This window comes from Clostridiales bacterium (assembly GCA_017569285.1).
GTDB lineage: Bacteria > Bacillota > Clostridia > Christensenellales > Aristaeellaceae > Aristaeella.
This window is the reverse complement of sequence record CP069419.1, coordinates 2,033,018-2,052,802: the sequence shown is the minus strand read 5'-3', so window position 1 is coordinate 2,052,802 and position 19,785 is coordinate 2,033,018. Positions and strand designations below refer to the sequence as shown.

15 protein-coding genes and 1 pseudogene are annotated in these 19,785 nt (G+C 60.6%); 6 read left to right on the top strand and 10 right to left on the bottom strand.

The annotated features are described in order from the left end of the window. Positions 1-100: 100 nt before the first annotated feature. The 4 genes and pseudogenes from JNO48_08925 (at position 101) to JNO48_08910 (ending at position 5,173) form a co-directional block, all read left to right on the top strand. Entirely contained in the window at positions 101-1,168 is a 1,068-nt protein-coding gene (locus JNO48_08925; GenBank protein QTE67326.1) for a BMP family ABC transporter substrate-binding protein, read from the top strand. Positions 1,169-1,288: 120 nt separating this feature from the next. Beyond that, a pseudogene (locus JNO48_08920) lies at positions 1,289-2,818 on the top strand (ABC transporter ATP-binding protein). A 400-nt stretch (positions 2,819-3,218) separates the two neighbouring features. After that, positions 3,219-4,259 (top strand): ABC transporter permease, encoded by a 1,041-nt coding sequence (locus JNO48_08915; protein ID QTE69729.1) that lies wholly within the window; start codon positions 3,219-3,221, stop codon positions 4,257-4,259. Further along, positions 4,259-5,173, top strand: coding sequence for an ABC transporter permease (locus tag JNO48_08910; GenBank protein ID QTE67325.1), 915 nt, complete (start codon positions 4,259-4,261; stop codon positions 5,171-5,173). Before JNO48_08915 ends, JNO48_08910 begins: the two co-directional genes overlap by 1 nt. 71 nt (positions 5,174-5,244) lie before the next feature. Here the strand turns inward: JNO48_08910 and JNO48_08905 are convergent, their stop codons facing one another. Further along, positions 5,245-6,048 (bottom strand): glycerophosphodiester phosphodiesterase, encoded by an 804-nt coding sequence (locus tag JNO48_08905; protein QTE67324.1) that lies wholly within the window; start codon positions 6,046-6,048, stop codon positions 5,245-5,247. Between the two features lie 116 nt (positions 6,049-6,164). Between JNO48_08905 and JNO48_08900 the strand changes: the two genes are divergently transcribed. Next, entirely contained in the window at positions 6,165-7,730 is a 1,566-nt protein-coding gene (locus JNO48_08900) for an MFS transporter (protein ID QTE67323.1), read from the top strand. Between the two features lie 32 nt (positions 7,731-7,762). Here the strand turns inward: JNO48_08900 and JNO48_08895 are convergent, their stop codons facing one another. From JNO48_08895 to JNO48_08855, 9 genes are all read right to left on the bottom strand, one after another. Next, positions 7,763-10,390 carry a TetM/TetW/TetO/TetS family tetracycline resistance ribosomal protection protein gene (locus tag JNO48_08895; GenBank protein QTE67322.1) on the bottom strand — a complete coding sequence of 876 codons (2,628 nt, stop codon included), beginning with the start codon at positions 10,388-10,390 and terminating at the stop codon, positions 7,763-7,765. Positions 10,391-10,407: 17 nt separating this feature from the next. Beyond that, the gene (gene hflX / locus JNO48_08890) at positions 10,408-12,174 is read right to left on the bottom strand and encodes a GTPase HflX (protein QTE67321.1); all 1,767 of its coding nucleotides are present in this window, start codon (positions 12,172-12,174) and stop codon (positions 10,408-10,410) included. 24 nt (positions 12,175-12,198) lie between these two features. Continuing rightward, positions 12,199-13,662 carry a GNAT family N-acetyltransferase gene (locus JNO48_08885; protein ID QTE67320.1) on the bottom strand — a complete coding sequence of 488 codons (1,464 nt, stop codon included), beginning with the start codon at positions 13,660-13,662 and terminating at the stop codon, positions 12,199-12,201. Between the two features lie 51 nt (positions 13,663-13,713). Next, the gene (locus tag JNO48_08880; protein ID QTE67319.1) at positions 13,714-14,199 is read right to left on the bottom strand and encodes a dUTP diphosphatase; all 486 of its coding nucleotides are present in this window, start codon (positions 14,197-14,199) and stop codon (positions 13,714-13,716) included. After that, positions 14,196-15,041, bottom strand: a complete 846-nt coding sequence (gene rsmA, locus JNO48_08875) for a ribosomal RNA small subunit methyltransferase A (protein QTE67318.1) — start codon at positions 15,039-15,041, stop codon at positions 14,196-14,198. The genes JNO48_08880 and rsmA overlap by 4 nt, the downstream gene beginning before the upstream one ends. A gap of 112 nt (positions 15,042-15,153) precedes the next feature. Continuing rightward, on the bottom strand, positions 15,154-15,489 hold the full coding sequence (locus JNO48_08870) for a PspC domain-containing protein (GenBank protein ID QTE67317.1): 336 nt from the start codon (positions 15,487-15,489) through the stop codon (positions 15,154-15,156). A gap of 119 nt (positions 15,490-15,608) precedes the next feature. Further along, a complete protein-coding gene (locus tag JNO48_08865; GenBank protein ID QTE67316.1) occupies positions 15,609-16,361 on the bottom strand; it encodes an ABC transporter permease in 753 nt (250 codons plus the stop codon). Beyond that, positions 16,318-17,370: an ATP-binding cassette domain-containing protein gene (locus JNO48_08860; GenBank protein ID QTE67315.1), complete on the bottom strand. Its 1,053-nt coding sequence runs from the start codon at positions 17,368-17,370 to the stop codon at positions 16,318-16,320. Before JNO48_08860 ends, JNO48_08865 begins: the two co-directional genes overlap by 44 nt. Positions 17,371-17,480: 110 nt before the next feature. Continuing rightward, a complete protein-coding gene (locus tag JNO48_08855) occupies positions 17,481-18,326 on the bottom strand; it encodes a hypothetical protein (GenBank protein QTE67314.1) in 846 nt (281 codons plus the stop codon). A gap of 371 nt (positions 18,327-18,697) precedes the next feature. On the opposite strand from JNO48_08855, the gene JNO48_08850 reads away from it, so the two are divergent. After that, positions 18,698-19,783 (top strand): GGDEF domain-containing protein, encoded by a 1,086-nt coding sequence (locus JNO48_08850; protein ID QTE67313.1) that lies wholly within the window; start codon positions 18,698-18,700, stop codon positions 19,781-19,783. The last annotated feature ends 2 nt before the right edge of the window (positions 19,784-19,785 follow it).

Genomic DNA, 19,785 nt, shown 5'->3' with positions numbered 1-19,785 from the left:
ATAAATCATTTTGACAAAATGTCTTTTATTGACAGGCGGTTTTTGGTATAATACCTGTACCAAAAGGCGAAAAGCCGAATATCGAAAGGAGATCTCTTATATGAAAAAATTCTTTGCTGTTCTTCTGGCCGCGGTCATGATCCTTGGCTGCGTTTCCGCCCTGGCGGAAGGTGAGAAGATCGCCCTGGTTACCGACGTCGGCACCATCGATGATGAAAGCTTCAACCAGGCCTGCTGGCAGGCTGTCGAAGCTTTCGCAATCGAGAACGATGTGGAATACACCTACTATCAGCCCAACGCTGACAGCCTTGACGCCCGCCTGATGAGCATTGACCAGGCTGTGACCGAAGGCGCTTCCGTCATCGTTATGCCCGGCTACCTGTTCGGCGCCACGCTGGTGACCGCGCAGGACAAATATCCGGACGTGAAGTTCATCGCTGTGGACGTTTCCGCCGGTGACCTGACCGTGGATTATACCAACTATGTTGAGCCCGCTGCAAACGTTGTATGCGTCACCTTCTCCGAAGAGCAGGCTGGTTTCCTGGCCGGCTACGCGGCTGTGAAGGACGGCTACACCAAGCTGGGCTTCCTGGGCGGCATGGCGGTTCCTGCTGTTATCCGTTACGGCTACGGCTTCGTGCAGGGCGCTGACAAGGCGGCTGCCGAGCTCGACAAGCAGATCGAGATCAACTACACCTACGGCGGCCAGTTCTTCGGTGACGCCGCGATCACGGCCAAAATGGAAGGCTGGTACTCCACCGGCACCGAAATCGTGTTCGCCTGCGGCGGCGGCATCTACACCTCCGCTGTTGAAGCTGCCAACAAGTACAACGGCAAGGTCATCGGTGTTGACGTTGACCAGTACTACATCGATCCCTGCATCGTGACCTCCGCCATGAAGGGCCTGCAGAACGTGACCGAGTCCCTGCTGGCTGACCTGTTCAACGGCAACTGGGAAGCTGTCGGCGGCCAGGTCCGGAACTACTCCCTGCAGGAAGGCGACTATGTCGGCCTGCCCACTGCTGAAGCGTCCTGGCGTTTTGCCACCTTCACTGCGGAAGACTACGCTGCGATCTACGGCGCCGTGCAGAGCGGTGAAGTGGTTGTGAGCAACGATACGGAAAACGCTCCCGCTGTGACCAACGCCACTGTGAATTACATCCAGTAATCCGGTTTCCCGGCCCGCAGCGTTCTCACTGCGGGCCTTTTTCTTTATATCCCAGGCAATTGAATCTTCGGAAATGTTCCGGAACGGGAGGCGCTTCGGTTGGACGACTTCGTCATAGAGATGCGGAATATCACCAAAACCTTTCCCGGCATCAAAGCCAATGACAACATCACGCTGCAGCTGCGCCGCGGGGAAATCCACGCGCTGCTGGGAGAAAACGGCGCCGGCAAGAGCACACTGATGAGCGTCCTGTTCGGCCTGTACCAGCCGGACAGCGGTGAAATCTACAAGGACGGGCAAAAGGTGAATATTCGGAACCCCAACGATGCCAATGCGCTCGGCATCGGCATGGTCCACCAGCACTTCAAGCTGGTGGAGGTATTCTCCGTGCTGGATAATATCATTCTCGGCGCGGAAGATACAAAGATGGGAATCCTGAATAAAAAGGAAGCCCGCAAGAAGGTGATCAGCCTCAGCGAGAAGTACGGCCTGCGTGTGGATCCGGACGCCCTGATCGAGGACATTTCCGTTGGTATGCAGTAGCGCGTGGAAATCCTGAAGATGCTGTACCGGGACAACGATATCCTGATCTTCGACGAGCCCACCGCCGTGCTGACTCCCCAGGAAATCGACGAACTGATGGAGATCATGCGGAACTTCGCCAAAGAAGGCAAGTCCATCCTCTTCATCACCCATAAGCTGAACGAAATCATGGCAGTATCCGACCGCTGCACCGTACTGCGGAAGGGCAAATACATGGGCACGGTGAACATCTCCGAAACCAGCAAGGAAGAACTGAGCCGGATGATGGTCGGCCGTGACGTATCCTTCGCCGTGAACAAGAAAGAGAGCACGCCGGGAAAGGTGGTCCTGAGTGTACAAGGCGTCACTGTCCCCAGCAAAATCCACAAGAAAAACGTGGTGCACGACGTGTCCTTTGAGGTGCGGGAAGGCGAAATCGTCTGCCTGGCCGGCATTGAGGGGAACGGGCAGACCGAGTTCGTTGCCGCGTTGTCCGGACTGGACACCATGAGTGAAGGCACCATCCTGCTGAACGGGAAGGACATCTCGCATATGTCTATCCGGGACCGTTCGAAAGCAGGCGTCAGCCATATTCCGGAGGACCGGCACAAGCACGGTCTGGTGCTGGATTTCACGCTGGAGGAAAACATGGTGCTCCAGCGGTACTGGGAACCGGCTTTCCAGAAGCACGGGTTCATCAAAAAAGACGAGGTCCGGCGCTATGCTGAAAAGCTCATTGAGCAGTATGACGTCCGCAGCGGCCAGGGACCCATCACCATCGTGCGGAGCATGTCCGGCGGCAACCAGCAGAAAGCCATTGTTGCCCGGGAAATCGACCGGGGCACCGACCTGCTGGTCGCAGTCCAGCCGACCCGCGGCCTGGACGTCGGCGCGATTGAGTACATCCACAAGCAGATCGTCGGCGTGCGGGATGCCGGAAAAGCCGTGCTGCTGGTCAGCCTGGAACTGGACGAAGTAATGAACCTCTCCGACCGGATCCTGGTGATGTATGAAGGCGAGATCGTAGGCGAGTTTGATCCCCGTACCACAACCGTACAGGAACTGGGCCTGTATATGGCAGGCGCCAAACGGCAGGATAAGGAGGTGCAGCCCGATGTTCTTCAGTAAACTGCGTGCCAGCAGCCGCACAATCCTGTCTGCCCTGCTGTGCGTGCTCATCGGTCTGGTGATCGGTTTTGTGGTGCTGTTCTCACTGGCCTATATCGATAAGAACAACACCTACCAGAAAAATGCGGAAGCCTACACCTCAGGCCAGTATCCGCGGGCGGATATGCTGCGCGTCAGGAAATACCTGGAAGGCGGAGAAATCGGGGACGATGTCCTTTCCCACCTGAAAGGACAGTACGGCGCCGGTGAACTGACCGATGTGGTGCTGCATATCCTGAATGACAATCCCAGCGGCGTCAAGTTCTACACAGACGAGCAGATCACCGCAGCAGCTGCCGCAGTGGATGAAAACAGCAGTGAAGAGAGCGTTGCGCTGTTTACAGACGCAATCCGGAGCGTCATGCTCAAGCGCTACGAGTTTACGTTGGGTGACGTCTTGTCCGACGCCTATAACAAAGGCTTCAAAGCCGTTCTGCAGGGCGGTTGGTACAGCATGGGCGATGAACCGCTGGGCCCGCGGAATGAAATCGCCGATGCGGCTCCGCTGATCATGACCGGCCTTTCCGTCGCGTTTGCGTTCACAACCGGCCTGTTCAACATCGGTGCCGCCGGCCAGTTCACCCTGGGCGTATTCGGAGCGCTGGTGTTCTCCCTTGTATTGAAGCTCCCGTGGTACATCTGCATGCTGGCAGCGATCCTCTTTGGTGCCGTGTGGGGTGCGATCCCGGGCTTCTTCAAGGCATACTTCAACGTCAATGAAGTCATTACTTCGATCATGTTCAACTGGATCGGCCTGTACGGTGTGAATACAATCATGTACGGCGGCGGAAACAGCATCATGTTCTCCACGAACGACAGCAAGACGTTCCGGCTGGATGTAATCTCCCCGCAGTCGAAGATTCCCGACCTGAGCGAGCTTGGCTCCCGGTACTTTGTCCAGCCCGCCACCATCGCGATCTTCTTCGCCGTGATCATTGCAGTCATCCTGTGGGTGATGCTGAACAAGACCACATTCGGATATGAACTGAAGGCCTGCGGCCATTCCAAAACCGCAGCCCGGTACGCCGGTATTAACGAAAAGCGTAACATCATCCTGTCCATGACAATTGCCGGCGCGCTGGCCGGCCTGGGCGGCGCACTGTACTGCCTGTCCGGCAGCGTGCAGTGGAACCCGCAGGATTCCACCGCGCTTCCCGCCGTCGGATTCAACGGTATCTCCGTAGCACTGCTGGCATCCAGTCATCCGATCGGCTCCATCTTCTCCGCACTGTTCATCTCCCATATCACGATGGGCGGTACCAAGATGGACCAGAGCATCTTCCCGAAGGAAGTGGCCAGTATCATCTCCGGCGTGATCATCTACCTGTGCGCCTTCATGATGCTGTTCAAGAACCGGATTGCCCGGCTCTTTACCCGGAAGCAGAAGGGAGGGATCATCTGATGCTGCTGCTGATCAAATTTACTTTCCTGTATTCCGTGGTGCTGATGCTGGTGGCATTGGGCGGCATGTTCTCCGAGCGCAGCGGTATTATCAATATCGCGCTGGAAGGTATCATGGTGATCGGTGGCCTGGCCGGCGTGCTGGCGGCCAAGTTCCTCACCTTCTCCCCGGCTGTCAACATCATCCTGTCCATCCTGATCGCCGGAGGCGCCGGACTGATTTACGCGCTGCTGCTCGGTTTCGCATCCATCAACCTGAAAGCTGATCAGACCATCGGCGGTACCGCCCTGAATATCCTGGCCACCGCCATCGCGATGGTCATCGCCAAGCGGGTTGCCGGCGGTAACTCCGCGCAGCTGGATTTCAGCAACCTTCCCTACCTGTTCTCCATCGGCGGACTGGAGCTGAGCGTTTTCCTCCCGGTCGGAATCGTCCTCCTGCTGGCAGCCTACTTTATCCTGTACAAGACCCGCCTGGGTCTCCGCCTGCGTTCCTGCGGCGAGCATCCGCAGGCCGCGGACAGCGTCGGCATCAACGTCTACCGGATGCGGTATACCGGCGTGATGTTCTCCGGCTTCCTGGGCGGCATCGGCGGCATGGCGTACATCGTCCCCGCCATTTCCAAGTGGAACTTCGAACAGGGTGTGACCGGTATGGGCTTCCTGGCCCTGGCCGTGATGATCTTCGGCCAGTGGAAGCCGTTCCGCATCGCCCTGGCTGCGGTGTTCTTCTCCCTGTTCCGCGCCATGGCGAACATCGCCGACAGTTTCCCGCTGCTGCAGGATCTGCACTGGCCGAAAGAAATCTATAACATGATGCCCTTCATTGCCTCCATGGTGGTCCTGGCACTGACCAGCAAGAAGAGTCGGGCGCCCAAGGCGGAAGGTATTCCCTACGACAAGGGCATGCGCTGACGCGTTCAAGGGGCAGTCAAAAAAGCCTTCCGGAAATTTCCGGAAGGCTTTCCTTATATGCATCTGCCGGGTTACGGCCGGTAATGCTCAAAAATCACCGCGTCGTTTTCCTTCATACGGCGGGCATGGTTTTCTGCCCCGCGGGCGGTCCAGCACACCTTCATCGCGCCGATTGCTTCGCACAGGCGGACGGAAACCGGCTTCGGCCCGAGGCCGTAGGCGATGAAATCCGGCCGGGTTGCCACATTGGTCAGCACGCGGCTGACCGCAAACGCATACAGCTTCGGAGTGGAACTCCCGTATGCCCGGGCCGCCTGCGCCAGCTGGCCGCGCACCCGTTCCGGATCCTCCTGCCGGAAGTACCGGACAATGGACGGATGGAAGCTCTCAATGCAGGCCGGCCCGCTGTAGGCAGCCAGCATCTGCCGGGTCTTTTCAGACAGCGGCTTCCAGTTCGGCGCATACTTCAGTTCCACGATCAGCGGCTGTTTCCCGCTGAAGATTTCCAGCACGTCCGCGAAGAGCGGAATCTGCTCTTCCGTGCCGAACAGGCGCAGCGCGCGCACTTCCTCCAGCGTCATGTCGCAGATCCGGGCGTCGATGCCGCACCCGCGTTTCAGGTCGTCATCGTGGAAAACGACGACTTCCCCGTCCTTTGTCATCTGCACGTCCAGTTCCGCGCCATACCCGGCCTCCACCGCCCGGCGGAACGCCGGCAGTGAGTTCTCCGGCACGGACTGGTCCGCCTCATACAGCCCCCGGTGGGCAAAGGCGCGGCCTGTAAACGGCGCCCGCCGTTCCCGGCCCGTACGCGGCATAATCAGGTAAATCCACACGGCAAGGAAAAGCACAACCGCAATCAGTATCCAGATCATACAAAGGCCTCCCCGAAAATTATCCATATCCCTGCGGATATTGAGATTATACGCAAAATACGGTAAAATAGCAAAAAAGAATGTTCTCTGTATGATATATCTGTGGAGGCATATGTATGAAACTGAATTACAAACGGACGATCTTTGTTGGATTCGCGTTTTTCCTCATCTGCACCTTCTGGCAGGCGTATGATACCATCATCCCGAAAATCCTGACGGACAAATTCGGCATGAACCAGGCGAATTCCGGCATCATCATGGCGCTGGACAATATCCTGGCACTGTTCATGCTGCCGCTGTTCGGCGCGCTGAGCGACCGGTGCAAAAGCAAACGCGGCCGCCGCACTCCGTTCATCGTCATCGGTACGCTGTGCGCTGCGGTCCTGCTGGTCGGCCTTTCCTTTACGGACAACGCCCAGCTGAAGAACATCTCCGACGTCTCGAAGATCGACGATCCCGCCGCCCTGTCCGTACTGTACAACGCAGAGAAGGATGAGACGCTGCAGACAACGGAAAATGAGTCCTTTGTCCTGGGTGAGAAATTCACCGAGGAGGAATTCACCGCCATCCGGTCCCAGGTCACCAACCCGGATACCGGCAAAACCTCCACTTCCGATGAATACCTGAACTATGTGGTTCCCGCCCGGCAGCACTACGCCCAGCAGGTCACCCACAAAAACCCGACGACGCTGATTATCTTTATTGCCGTGCTGCTGCTCCTGCTGATCGCCATGTCCACCTTCCGCTCCCCGGCCGTTGCCCTGATGCCGGACGTGACCATCAAGCCGCTGCGCAGCAAGGGCAACGCGATTATCAACCTGATGGGCACCTTCGGCGGCATCATCGTGCTGGGCCTGGGCATCGTGTTCTCCACCGGCGCGGTGAAGAACTCCCTGATGAGCTACACCACCTTCTTCGCCATCATCGCCGGCATCATGCTGGTGAGCCTGGCCATCTTCCGCTGGAAGGTGGACGAGCCGCGCTTTGTGGAGGAGATGGAGGCGCAGAGCCGCCGCTTCCATCTGGACCTGAACGAAAACGATGACGTTGACGACAAACCCGCTTCCCGGAAGCTTTCCGCCGCGGAGAAGCGCTCCCTGATCCTGATCCTCGCCAGTGTGGTCTTCTGGTTCATGGGCTACAACGCGGTAACCTCCAAGTACTCCGTATACGCCGGCAAGGTGCTGTCCCTGGACTACAACACCACCCTGATGATCGCCAACGCCGCGGCCATCGTCGCCTACCTGCCGGTCGGCATCATTGCCAGCAAAATCGGCCGCAAGAAGACCATCCTGATCGGCATCACCATGCTGACCGCCTCGTTCATCGTGGCCGCGTTCGTACGCGAGGGCAGCCCGATCATGCTGATGAACGCGATGTTCGCCCTGGCCGGCATCGGCTGGGCCACCATCAACGTCAACAGCTTCCCGATGGTGGTAGAGCTCTCCCGCGGCGGTGACGTCGGCAAGTACACCGGCTTCTACTACACGGCCAGCATGGCGGCGCAGACAGTTACACCGTACCTGTCCGGCCTGCTGATGGACAAGGCCGGCATGACCTCCCTGTTCCCCTACGCCGCGGTGTTCGTCTTCCTGTCCTCCGTGACGATGCTCTTCGTCCGCCACGGTGACAGCAGGCCGATCCCCGCCGGAAAGCTGGAAAGCTTCGACGTTGGCGACTGATACATCGGGATAACGCATCAGCGGGAAGATCTTTACTGATCTTCCCGCTGTTTTTTGATCCAGGCTTCCTTGTAGGCTTTCTCGATGCTCCGGTCCGGCCGGATGCGGTTGTTTTCCGCCAGGAAGGCGGCAATCCCGCCCCGGACGCGGTTGACCTCCGCGTGGAACTCCCGGGCGGATGTGCGCATCGCCGCGTTGCCCGCGGCAATCAGCTGCTCCGGCCGGTCGGACGTGACCACGCGCACCGCGCATCCCCGGGCCAGGTACGTCGTCTGCTCGATGAACGCGTCCGCTGTCTGCGCCTCCCGGGTGTAGATCACCCAGATGTTGTGATACCGCTCCGCCGAACCGGGATTGCCCGGAACCTTGTATGCGTCGAATACCAGGATCACGCTTTTGCCGGTGGCTCCGGCATAATTGCACATCAGGTCCATCAGCGCGTACCGGGTGCCCTCGATGTTGTCCGCCAGGTACGGCTTCCATTCCTCCCAGGCATTGAGCACATTGTACCCGTCGATGAGAATGATTTCCCCGCGCGGGGCGGCTTTCTTTTCCGGTGTCCCGGCGCTGATGACCACCGGTGCCGGGCGCGTGAGCTCCCGGGCCTTCACAGGGCCGTAGGTCTTTTCGAAAATCCGCTCCAGCGCCTCGTCCTCTTCCCGGGTTCCCCGGTAGGCGGACACCGCGCCGCCGGAGACTGCGGATGTTTTTCCCGCCTTCTCCCGTTCGTCCAGCAGCGGCAGGTGCATATACTGTTCCACCTGGTGCCAGGGCACGGTGACCCCGGCGCCGTGGGAGCAGAATACGGAATCCGCGCTGTTCCAGGTATCCCGTTCCGGGTTGTAGCCCTTTTCCGCAATCACCTTTTCCGCGTCCGCGCAGGGTTCCCAGTCCAGGAAGGAGGTGGATACGCTGCCGCGCCCTTTGGTGAAGATATTCACTTCCCGCCCATAGGACGCACAGGCGCCCGCCGGCGCCGCGGCCTCCAGCCGCCGCAGGGTGCCGCCCGCGTCCTCCGGCGCGTCAAACCTTCCGCCCATGGCGGTCAGGTCGCTCATGACCCGGCCGGTGTTTTCCTCCGGCACGGTAATCTCCAGCCGCATCCACGGCTCCAGCAGGATGCTCTTTGCCTTCATCAGGCCCTGCCGCAGGGCACGGTAGGTTGCCTGGCGGAAATCCCCGCCCTCGGTATGCTTCAGGTGCGCTTTGCCGGCCACCAGGGTAATCCGCATATCCGTAATCGGGCTTCCGGTCAGCACACCCACATGCGTTTTCTCCCGGAGGTGGGTCATAATCAGGCGCTGCCAGTTGAGCGCCAGGTCGTCCACATGCACGGCGGAGTCAAACTGCAGCCCGCTGCCGCGGGGCAGCGGCGAAAGCAGCAGGTGGACCTCCGCGTAATGGCGCAGGGGTTCATAGTGTCCCACGCCCTCCACCGGCGCCTCAATGGTCTCCCGGTAGAGCACGCTGCTGTCCGCAAAGGACGCCTCGATTCCGAAGCGGTCCTTCAGCTGGCGGGCCAGCACCTCCAGGTACACGTCCCCCATGGAGTGCACCCGGATCTCCCGCTTCGCCTCGATATATTCCGCCTGGATCAGGGGTTCCTCTTCCTCCAGCACCTTCATGCAGTCCAGCGCGTAATGGATGTCCGTCCCCGGCGCGAGTACCAGGCGGCAGGCATAGCACGGGCGCATCATCCGGGTGGGCGTGCCGCTGTCGGCTCCCAGCCGGTCGCCCGGCATTCCGATGGACAGCCCGGAAACGCAGCAGACCTGCCCGGCCGCCGCCTCCGGTACGGCGGTATACCGTGCGCCGGAATACAGGCGGATTTCCGCCGCCTTTTCCGACCGGGTTTCCCCGTCCGTGCCCCGGACCGCCAGCATGTCCCGCGCCTTCAGCACACCGCCGGTGATCTTCATGAACACCAGGCGCGCGTTCCGCGCGTCGCGGGCCACCTTGTACACCCGGGCGCCGAACTCCGCGGGGTACTGTTTCCCCAGGTCCAGCGCGGCCAGGAAATCCAGCAGCTCCGTCACGCCCTCGTTCCGCAGCGCCGCGCCGGAAAAGCACGGAAACAGCCGCCGGGAGGCAACCAGGGAATGGATCATGCGGTCCGGAATCTCCCCTTCCCGCAGGAACACATCCAGGCAGCGTTCATCGCACAGGGCAATCCGCTCGGGATCGAGATCCGGAAAAGGAACCACCGGGTCCGCCAGCTCCCGCCGCAGCGAGGCCAGCAGCTCCTCCCGGCTGCCCTGGAACTGTTCGGTTTTGTTGAGAAAGAAAATGACCGGCACACCGTTTTCCCGCAGGATATTCCACAGGGAGCGGGTGTGCGGCTGCACGCCTTCCGGCGCGCTGATCACCAGCACAGCGGCGTCCATCACGCTGACGGCGCGCTCCGCTTCCCCGGAAAAGTCCGCATGCCCGGGGGTGTCGATCAGGGTAATATCGGTTTTTTTCCAGGTCAGGCGGGCTTCCTTGGAGAAGATCGTGATGCCGCGTTCCTTCTCCATCTCCCCGGTGTCCAGCCACGTATCCCCGTGGTCGACCCGGCCCTGCCTGCGCACCGCGCCGGAAAGATACAGCATGGCTTCGGACAGGGTGGTCTTGCCGGCGTCCACATGGGCCGCCAGGCCGATGACCAGCTGCTTCGCCATCCCGGTATCCCCCTTTGTCAGTCCTTCTGCCGGATAATATCCGCGCCGTGCTTCCGCACCAGTTTTTCCACGTCCTCCCGCGCAATCATCACGGTGACCGCAGTGCCCTCATCCGTATGCTCCTCGGTGATCACGCGGCCCATGCCGCGGATCTCCGCCAGGATGCCGTAACGGCTGAAGGGAATGAGGAAGGAGACCGGCGCGTAGGTTTCCTGCAGGGCCGACGCGATGGCCGCCTTCAGGTCCTCCAGGCCCTCGCCCGTCTTCGCGGAGATCATCACCGCACCCGGGAAGGAGGGCATCGGATCCGCCGCGTCGCACTTGTTGATCACTTCAATGCGCTTCTGTGCAGTCGCTCCCAGCTCATCCAGCACCTGTTCCACGGTGTCATGCTGCTTCAGCATATCCGGGCTCGCACCGTCCGACACGATCACCAGCACATCCGCCAGCACCGCCTCATCCAGGGTGGAGCGGAAGGCGCTGATCAGCGTATGCGGCAGCTTCCGGATAAAGCCGACGGTGTCCGTGAGCAGGTACGGCGTCTTCTCCGCCGTTTCCATGCGGCGGGACACCGCGTCCAGCGTGGCGAACAGCTGGTCCTGCACATAGACGTCCGACCCGGTGAGGGCATTGAGCAGGGTGGATTTTCCGGCGTTGGTATAGCCGACCAGCGCCACCACCGGGACATCGTTCCGCTCCCGGCTTTTGCGGCGGATATTCCGCTGCTTCTCCAGCTCATCCAGCTTCCGGCGCAGCTCCGTCATCCGTTCCCGGATGCGGCGGCGGTTCATTTCCAGCTTGCTTTCACCGGGGCCCCGGGTACCGATACCACCGGCCAGCCGGCTCAGGACCAAGCCCTGGCCGATCAGCCGCGCGGAGCGGTACTGCAGCTGTGCCAGCTCCACCTGCAGCTTGCCCTCGGCGCTGGAAGCGCGCTGGGCAAAAATATCCAGGATCAGCGCGGTCCGGTCGATCACCTTCACGCGCAGCGTTTCCTCCAGGTTACGCACCTGCATTCCGGTGAGCTCCTCATCGAAAATGCATACGTCCGCCTCCAGCGCCTGGCAGTCCCGGGCCAGTTCCTCCGCCCGGCCCTTGCCGATGAACATCGCCCCGTCGGGCTTGTCGCGCTTCTGCAGGAAGGCGCCCACCACCTCCGCGCCGGCGGTTTCCGCCAGGCGGCGCAGTTCCTCCAGGGATTCCGTGTTCTCAATGCCCATGAGAACGGCGCGTTCCCGCTCATCCTCCACCTGCTTTGTTTCCTCGCGGCCCACCAGCTCGTCGCTCAGGTCGATCTGGTTCAGCCATTCGGCGTCCGGCAGCTTATACCAGCGCGCCGTATCCGACAGCAGGACCTCCGCGTTTTCCACGAGGAAAGCGGTCTGCACAAACGTCGGCTCCCCGTTCTTCACGCCCACGGCGGTCATCGCGTCGTAGCGGAAGATCTTCAGAGCGCTCAGGTCCACGTCGCTCAGCCGGCCGTCGCCGTCCGGATGCGTATGCACGCACCGCACATAGCTCAGCCGGTTCACATTCCGCCGCAGCCGGTAGTCCGTCAGCTCCACGTCGCAGTCCGTTCCCACGGAAACGCTGACGATCTCGCCATCCCGCGTGATGTACAGGGCAATTTCCCGGTTGACGGCGCAGGAACATTCCGCCAGGATCTTCATCAGCTCCCGCGGCAGGAACTCCCCGTCCTCCAGCTCATAGCTGTACAGCTCATCCAGCCGGGCCAGGATCGCCTCCCGGATTCCTTCAATATTTCCCGTAACGTTAAACTTCATTTGTCCTTCCTTATCCGTATCGTCTTATTTCGGCATGGACACCGCCGCGGTGCCTTCGCCCCGCACGGTGATCTCCGGCGCGCTCGCCGGCAGGAAGAAGGTTTCGCCCTTCTTCATTTTTACGCTTCCGCCTGCCCAGGTCATATTCAGTTCCCCGTCCAGCAGCGTAATCATCCCGAAGTGCTTCACCGGCGGCAGGCTCACACGGCTGTGCGTCCGGATCACGTCCAGTGTAAAGTAATCCTCATCCAGCATGCGGCGCACGCCGTCCGCACTCTCCACATGCAGCGGCCGGGGCGCAAGCTTCAGGTTCGTGACCTCCAGTCCCTTCCGCAGGTGCAGCTCCCGCCGGTTCCCGTTCTCATCGGTCCGGTCCCAGTCGTAGAAGCGGTAGGTCACATCCGAGGACTGCTGGATTTCATACAGCATGATCCCCGCGCCGATGGCATGCACGCATCCGGCGGGAATATTGCAGATATCCCCGGCCCTCACCCGCACCCGGCGCAGCAGCGGCTCCACCGCGCTTCCCTCCAGGCAGGCCGCGCGCAGTTCTTCCATGCTGGTGCCCGCCTGGATGCCGTACACCAGTTCCCCGCCGCCTTCCGGCGTGTCCAGGATCAGCCAGGCCTCGTTCTTGCCCAGCTTCCCGTCCTCATGCAGGCGGGCATACGCGTCGTTCGGATGCACCTGCACGCTCAGGGGCAGGCGCGCGTCAATCAGCTTCAGCAGCAGCGGGAACGGTTTATCGGCATATTTCCCGACCAGCTTTTCCCGGTAGCGGTCAATCAGCTCCGGCAGGGTCCGGCCCATCGGGTCCCGGCTTTCCAGTCCCGGAATGCAGCTGACCTCCAGGCTCTCGCCGGTCGGCGTTTCCGGGATCTCCTTGCCATAGATCTCCTTCATCCTGCCGCCGCCCCAGGGGGTCGCCTTTCCGCTGCGGAAAGCCGGCGTCATGCGGATCGGCCACATGGGCGTTTCCCGACGCAGGGTTTTGTCAAAGGCCGTATAAGCCTCCCCGGGCGTATCGTCCCAGGTCACCGGGCCGCATGGGGAGAAGCCCATCTTCGTATACAGCCGCCGGGCCCGGGCATTCTGATCGTTCGTATCGCACCGGACGCAGTCGCATCCGGCGCTGCGCAGGATCTGCTGCACGTCATCCAGGATACCGCCCGCAATTCCCATGCCCTGCATGGCCGGATCCACCGCCAGGCGGTGGAAGTATCCCGGGTTCACCCCGCCGGTCCACGGAACCTCCGCGTACTCCGGCTCATCGGCCCCATCAAATATGGCCACCGCGCCGGCAATCACCCCGTCTGCCCGCTGGATGTACATGAGGCCCTGCTCCACGTCATCGCGGATCATTTCCTCGGTCGGATACACGCCCCAGTGCCACTGGCGCAGTCCGTTTTTTTCCATTTCATCGGATACCCGCTCATACAGGTCCAGCAGCTCCGGCAGGTCGCCCGCTGTTGCTTTGATCAGTTCCATGGCTTTCGTCCTCCCCGCAGGCGGTTCTCCGGCCGCCCCCCGATCATGGTTTTATTTCCCGGTGCTTCCGAATCCGCCTTCCCGCTCCGCGAACTCCCCGGATTCCTCCGCCAGCCCGTAGGGCAGGAAGATTCCCTGGCAGAAGCGCTCGCCGCGGCCGATAGTGACTGGCGCCGCGGACGGATTCCGCAGCTTGACCATAATATGCCCCTCGTTCTTCGCAAAGGCATAGTCGCTGTCGATGATGCCTGCCGTATTGCTAAGGCGGATACCGTGCTTGAAGCCCAGCGAGCTGCGGGGAAACAGCACCAGCACCCAGCCGGGTTCCATTTCCGCGCGGATCCCGGTGGGGATCAGGGCGGTTCCATCCGGTTCAATCGTCACGTCCAGCGGGGAAACAAAATCATATCCCGCGCTGCCGGCGGTCGCCCGCTTCGGCATGGGGATCTCCTCCACCGCCATCGCGCCGTCCAGACGGGTGCCCATCGCTTCCGCATACTGCTGTGCGGATACATGCCCGAATTTCGCGATCGTCATATGCTTTCCTTTCCTTCCGCCATTACGTCGGCCAGGCGTGCCAGTTCCTCCAGCGACAGCCGTTCGCCGCGCACCTTCTCATCCAGCCCGGCGTCCGTCATCCACTGTACCGCCTGCGCACGTTCCGCCCGGAACGTAGCGCACAGGTTGTTGACCATCGTCTTCCGCCGCAGGGCAAAGGCCGCCGCGGAGACGCGGAAGAACATCTCCTCGTCCTTTACCTCCACCGCGGGCTTTTCACGGACCGGCAACACAATAAAGGTGCTGTCCACCTTCGGCGGCGGCGTGAAGCAGGCGGCCGGCACCTCCATGGCCCGGTACGGCTCGCACATATACCGGCAGCGGATGGCCAGCGGACCCCAGCCTTCATCCCCGGGGGACGACAGGATCTTGTCCGCCACTTCCTTCTGGACCATCAGCGCCAGGCGGCTGATATCCAGCCCGGAGGTCAGCAGCCGCGTGATCAGCGGCGTCGTGATATAATACGGAATATTGGCCACCACCGCGAAGGGTTTCGACAGCGGCTCCGTGATCTTCGGCAGGTCCACCGCCATGATGTCCCCCTGCAGCACGGTAAGGTTCTTCTCCTCGGCCATAAAGGCGTTCAGCAGCGGAATCAGCCGCTCGTCCAGCTCCACGCTCAGCACATGCCCCGCCCGGCGGCACAGGTGCTTTGTGAGGCTGCCGCAGCCCGGACCGATCTCCAGCACGTCTTCCCCGGGCCGGATGCCGGCCGCGTCCGCCAGCGACGCGAGCAGTTCCTCATCGTACAGGAAATTCTGCCCGAGTGACTGCTTGTAGCGGAGGTTTCCCTCCCGGATTCGTTCTTTTGTCTTGCTCATCGGTCCGCCCTCCATCGGGGGAAGTATACCACATAATCCATCTGCCGCACAACAGGAACAGCCCGCACCGGATGCCGGTACGGGCTGTGTTTCTGCACTTTGGGAAAATCCGTCAGGCCTTATCTGCCTCAGGCAGGACCAGAGCGGCCACGATGTACGCCAGGATGCCGGTGCCCCAGCCGACGACCAGCAGGGCGAACACCAGGCGGATAATGGTGGAATCCACGCCGAAGTATTCTGCGATACCGCCGCACACGCCGGCCAGCTTCCTGTCCGCCGCGCTCTTGTGCAGGCGCTTTGTCCCGGCAGAACGAGTGGTTTCCGCCGCTTCGGTACTCTCCGCAGCCTCGAACCCTTCTTCCCGGCTCGCGTCGTTATTCTTCTTCAGCGCCTGAACGGCGAAATATCCGATACCGATTCCCAGTGCAACCGTAAAAATCCAGCTCATGTTCATGTCCTCCTGAAAACAGTTCTCGTACCGATCTTCCCGGTACATGCACAGTATATCCCCGTCCCGCCCGCGGAAACAGGCCGTTTGGGGAAAAATACAGCCGTTTATTTTTCTTCTTATTTGTTTTTCAGCCGCTTGTCCGCCTTCGCCGCCAGGTGGGTACCGACGCTCTGGAACACCTGGACCAGGATCACCAGTACGATCAGCGCTGCCAGCAGTACCGCCTGGTTGTACCGCTGCTGGCCCTGGGTGATGGCCAGGTTGCCCAGTCCGCCGCCGCCGACGGCGCCGGACATTGCGGTGTAGCCGAGGATGGTGGTAATCGCTGTGGTAAAGCTCGTAATGAGGCTCGGCACGCTCTCCGGCAGCATCACATGCATCACCGTCTGCCAGGTGGTCGCGCCCATGGACAGGGACATCTCCACGATATTCGGGTTCACCTCACGCAGGGAGCCCTCCACCAGCCGCGCCACAAACGGGAACGCGGCGATGATCAGCGGAACGATGACCGCAGCGTTTCCGACCGCTTTCCCCACGATCGCGCGGGTGATGGGCATCAGCACCACGATCAGGATGATGAAGGGCGCGGAACGAAGCAGGTTGATCATCCCGTTGAGGAAAGCCATCAGGGGCTTGGGCAGCGGATGGATTCCCTTGCTGTCGCCCGTCACCAGGATCACACCCAGCGGCAGGCCGATGATGATGGCGAACAGCGTCGCCATCAGCGTGATGTACAGCGTGACGCCGGTTTCCCGCAGGAAGTCGGCCTGGATCACGCTCCATGCCTTCGCGATTTTATCCGGGTTATAGTATGTCGCGATATAATCACCCACGCGGCTCCGCCTCCTCTCCTTCCGCCGATTCCGCATCGTATTCCACGTCCACCTGGACGGTGACGTTCGGCGTCTTCTTCAGGAATTTGACCGCGGTGGCCAGCTCATCCGGCCCGCCGGGAATGTTCAGCAGCATATTGCCGTATACCTTACCGCCCAGCGTCCGCGTGGTCGCAGCCAGGATGTTCGCCGCGATGCCGCACTCGATCGCCATGGAAGCAATCAGCGGGGTTGTCGCCGCGCCGGCGCCCTGGAAGACCAGCCGCACCATCTGCTGGTGCGCCGTGCCGAAGGAATCCATGCCCTCTGCCATGTCCGGATACACCAGCGCCTTGGTCGCCTCCGCCCGGGGATTGCTGAAGATATCGCTGACCTCGCCTTCCTCGACCACGCTGCCGTTTTCGAGGATTGCCACGCGGTTGCAGATCTCCTGCACCACGCTCATCTGGTGGGTGATTACGATGACGGTGATCCCCATTTTCTGGTTGATCTCGCGGATCAGCTCCAGGATCGCGTGGGTGGTTTTCGGGTCCAGCGCGCTGGTGGCCTCATCGCACAGCAGCACCTTCGGATCCGTTGCCAGCGCCCGCGCGATGGCGATTCGCTGCTGCTGGCCGCCGGACAGCTGGGCCGGATAGGAGTTGGCCTTGTCCGGCAGGCCGACGGTTTCCAGCAGGGCCATGGCCCGCTTCCGCGCCTCCGCCCGGGGCATATGGATCAGCTTCAGCGGCAGCATGATGTTTTCCAGGCAGGTACGCTGCATCAGCAGGTTGAAGGACTGGAAGATCATCGTGATCTGGTGGCGTACCTGCTGGATCTGCTTCTCGCTCAGGGAGCCCAGGTCTGTACCGTCCCAGACGACCGAGCCTTCCGTCGGCCGCTCCAGCATGTTGATACAGCGGACCAGGGTGCTTTTCCCGGCGCCGCTCATGCCGATGATTCCATAGATGTCCCCGTCCCGGATGGTCAGGTTGACATGCTTCAGCGCATCCACCGGCCCGTCCGCTGTGACGAAGTTCTTACTCAGGTTCCGCAGCTCAATCATGGCAGTCTCCCCATATTTCTCAAAACACGAAAGCACACCGGCGGCAAAGGCGCTGCCGGTGTGTCATATTCCACAGGTATGATGATAACCGTTCCCGCTTAAGATGTCAATTACTTGGCGATTCCAAGGGCAGCCAGGTCCGCCTGCTTTCCGCCGTAGAGGGCCATGGGCTCCACGTGGATGCCGGCGATGGTGACCAGGTGCGTGCCGTTGCCGGCGTTGAAGGAATCCTGGTAGGGCTGGTGCGCGAAGTAGTTCGCGAACACGTCGCCATTCTCAACAAACTCGTTGGGAGTCACATAGTCGGTTACTTCCTTGACATCCAGGGTGATGCCCTTTTCAGCCAGGATTTCCGCGGCGATCTTCAGCACTTCCACATGGGGAACGGGCGTAGCCGCAATGGTGATGGTCTTGCCGTTCAGCGCTTCATAGTCAACGGTCGCGTCAAAGCCGTCAGTGATTTCCGTCACGGTCGCGACCGCGGCGCCGGCATAGGTGTTGTTGATGAAGTCAACGACCTTCTGGCTCTGCAGGGCAGCGGCGAGCGCCTTGGCCTCATCGGAATTCTCATTGCCTTCCTTCACGCTGACCACGTTGACGTAGGGGGAATCCGCGCTTTCGATCAGCAGGGAGTCCTCTACGGGATTCAGGCCCGCCTGCAGGGCGTAGTTGTTGTTGATGATGGCGTAGTCCACATCCTGCTTGATTTCGGGAACCAGGGCAGCTTCGACTTCAACCAGTTCAATGTCCACGATGGAGGATTCGATATCACCCTTGGTGGCTTCCAGGCCGGAGCCTTCCTTCAGGGTCAGGACTCCCTGGCTCTGCAGCAGCAGGAGGGCGCGTCCTTCATTGGTGGGGTCGTTGGGAACCGCGATCGTAATCGTATCGGCCAGGGCAGCCGTCAGGGACAGGGTCAGAGCCAAGGCAATCAGCAGGGCAATCAGTTTCTTCATGGGGATATCTCCTTTCGTCATTCAGGGAAAATAAATAGAGAAGCGATTCGCTTCCCGTCAAAAACATTGCAGCGTTGTATCACGCGTCACATTCGGAAAACGATTTCGCGACAGGCTCCACCCACAGCGGAACACATTCGCATGGTCCAGTCCGTCCGGTAAGCTGTCACGGCGTCTCCCTCCTTCGTTTCTGATGGATAAATCCTACCATCCCGATATCTGTTTGTCCAATATATGAAAACAATATGGAGCTATAGTTTCAGTCTATATGTCTTTCTCCTTCCCCCTGTCGACAAAACAGCCGGGGATATGGTAGAATAACCGAAAAGTTTTGGATACAGAATCAATCCCGTTTATACGGAGGACCTGATATGCTCGCCCAATTCCTGAACGAACAGCTGGTGTCCATTTTCCTGGTCGTCGGTTTTTTCCTGCGGCTGAAACTGCGCAGCCGGATCACCGACCGCCGGATGCGCCATTTCTATACGGCCGTTTTCTGCTGCGCGCTCCTGATCCTGTCGGAGCTGCTGGAGGAATATGCCGCGCAGGATCCTTCCCGCCGTTTCTGGCGGATCCTGTTTTCCTCCCTCGGGTATTCCCTCCGCCCGGCCGCCGCGCTCAGCATGCTGCTGGTAGCCATCGGGGAAAGAGCCGGAAAGCGGGTCTGGCTGTTCTGGGTGCCCGCCGTTTTCAACACACTGCTCGCCTTTTCCGCCTTCTTCTCGAGAATCTATTTCTGGTTTGATGAGGAAAGCTACGCCTTTGCCCGGGGGCCGCTGAACTACCTCGGCTTCTTTGTCGCCGGGCTTTACCTGCTGCTGCTTTTCTTCGTCACCTACCAGCGTTACCGGGTGGGCAAGACCAATGAGGTCCGCGTACTGATGCTGTGCGGAATCTCCTGTGTCCTGGCCGCCGTGTTCGATATCGAGATCGGCGGCAAGCACCTTACCGCGTTTATCCTGATCGGCGTGATCTTCTACTATATGTTCATCAACCAGCAGGACGCGGACCTGGACGCGCTGACCGGCCTGCGGAACCGCCAGGCCTTCTACGCGGACCTGGTGGACCAGGAGCGGTTCATCACCGCCGTGGCCTCCGTGGATATGAACGGCCTGAAGCGCCTGAACGATTCAAAGGGACACGATGCCGGAGATGAAGCGCTCCGCATGATCGGCCGCTGCATGGCGGCCCGCGCGGACAACACCGTGATTCCCTACCGGATCGGCGGGGATGAGTTCATGATCCTCTTCCTGAAAAAAACAGAGGCGGACGTATCGTCCGCCCTGGAAGTGATGACCCGGGAGATTGCCGAAGCGTCCGGCAGCGTTGCCGCCGGATACGCGATGCGGGAAAACCGTGATGACCTGAACGAAGTAATCCGGGCATCCGACCAAAGGATGTATGAAAACAAATCCGCTTACTACCGGCAGTCCGGCCATGACCGCCGCAGGCGCTGACG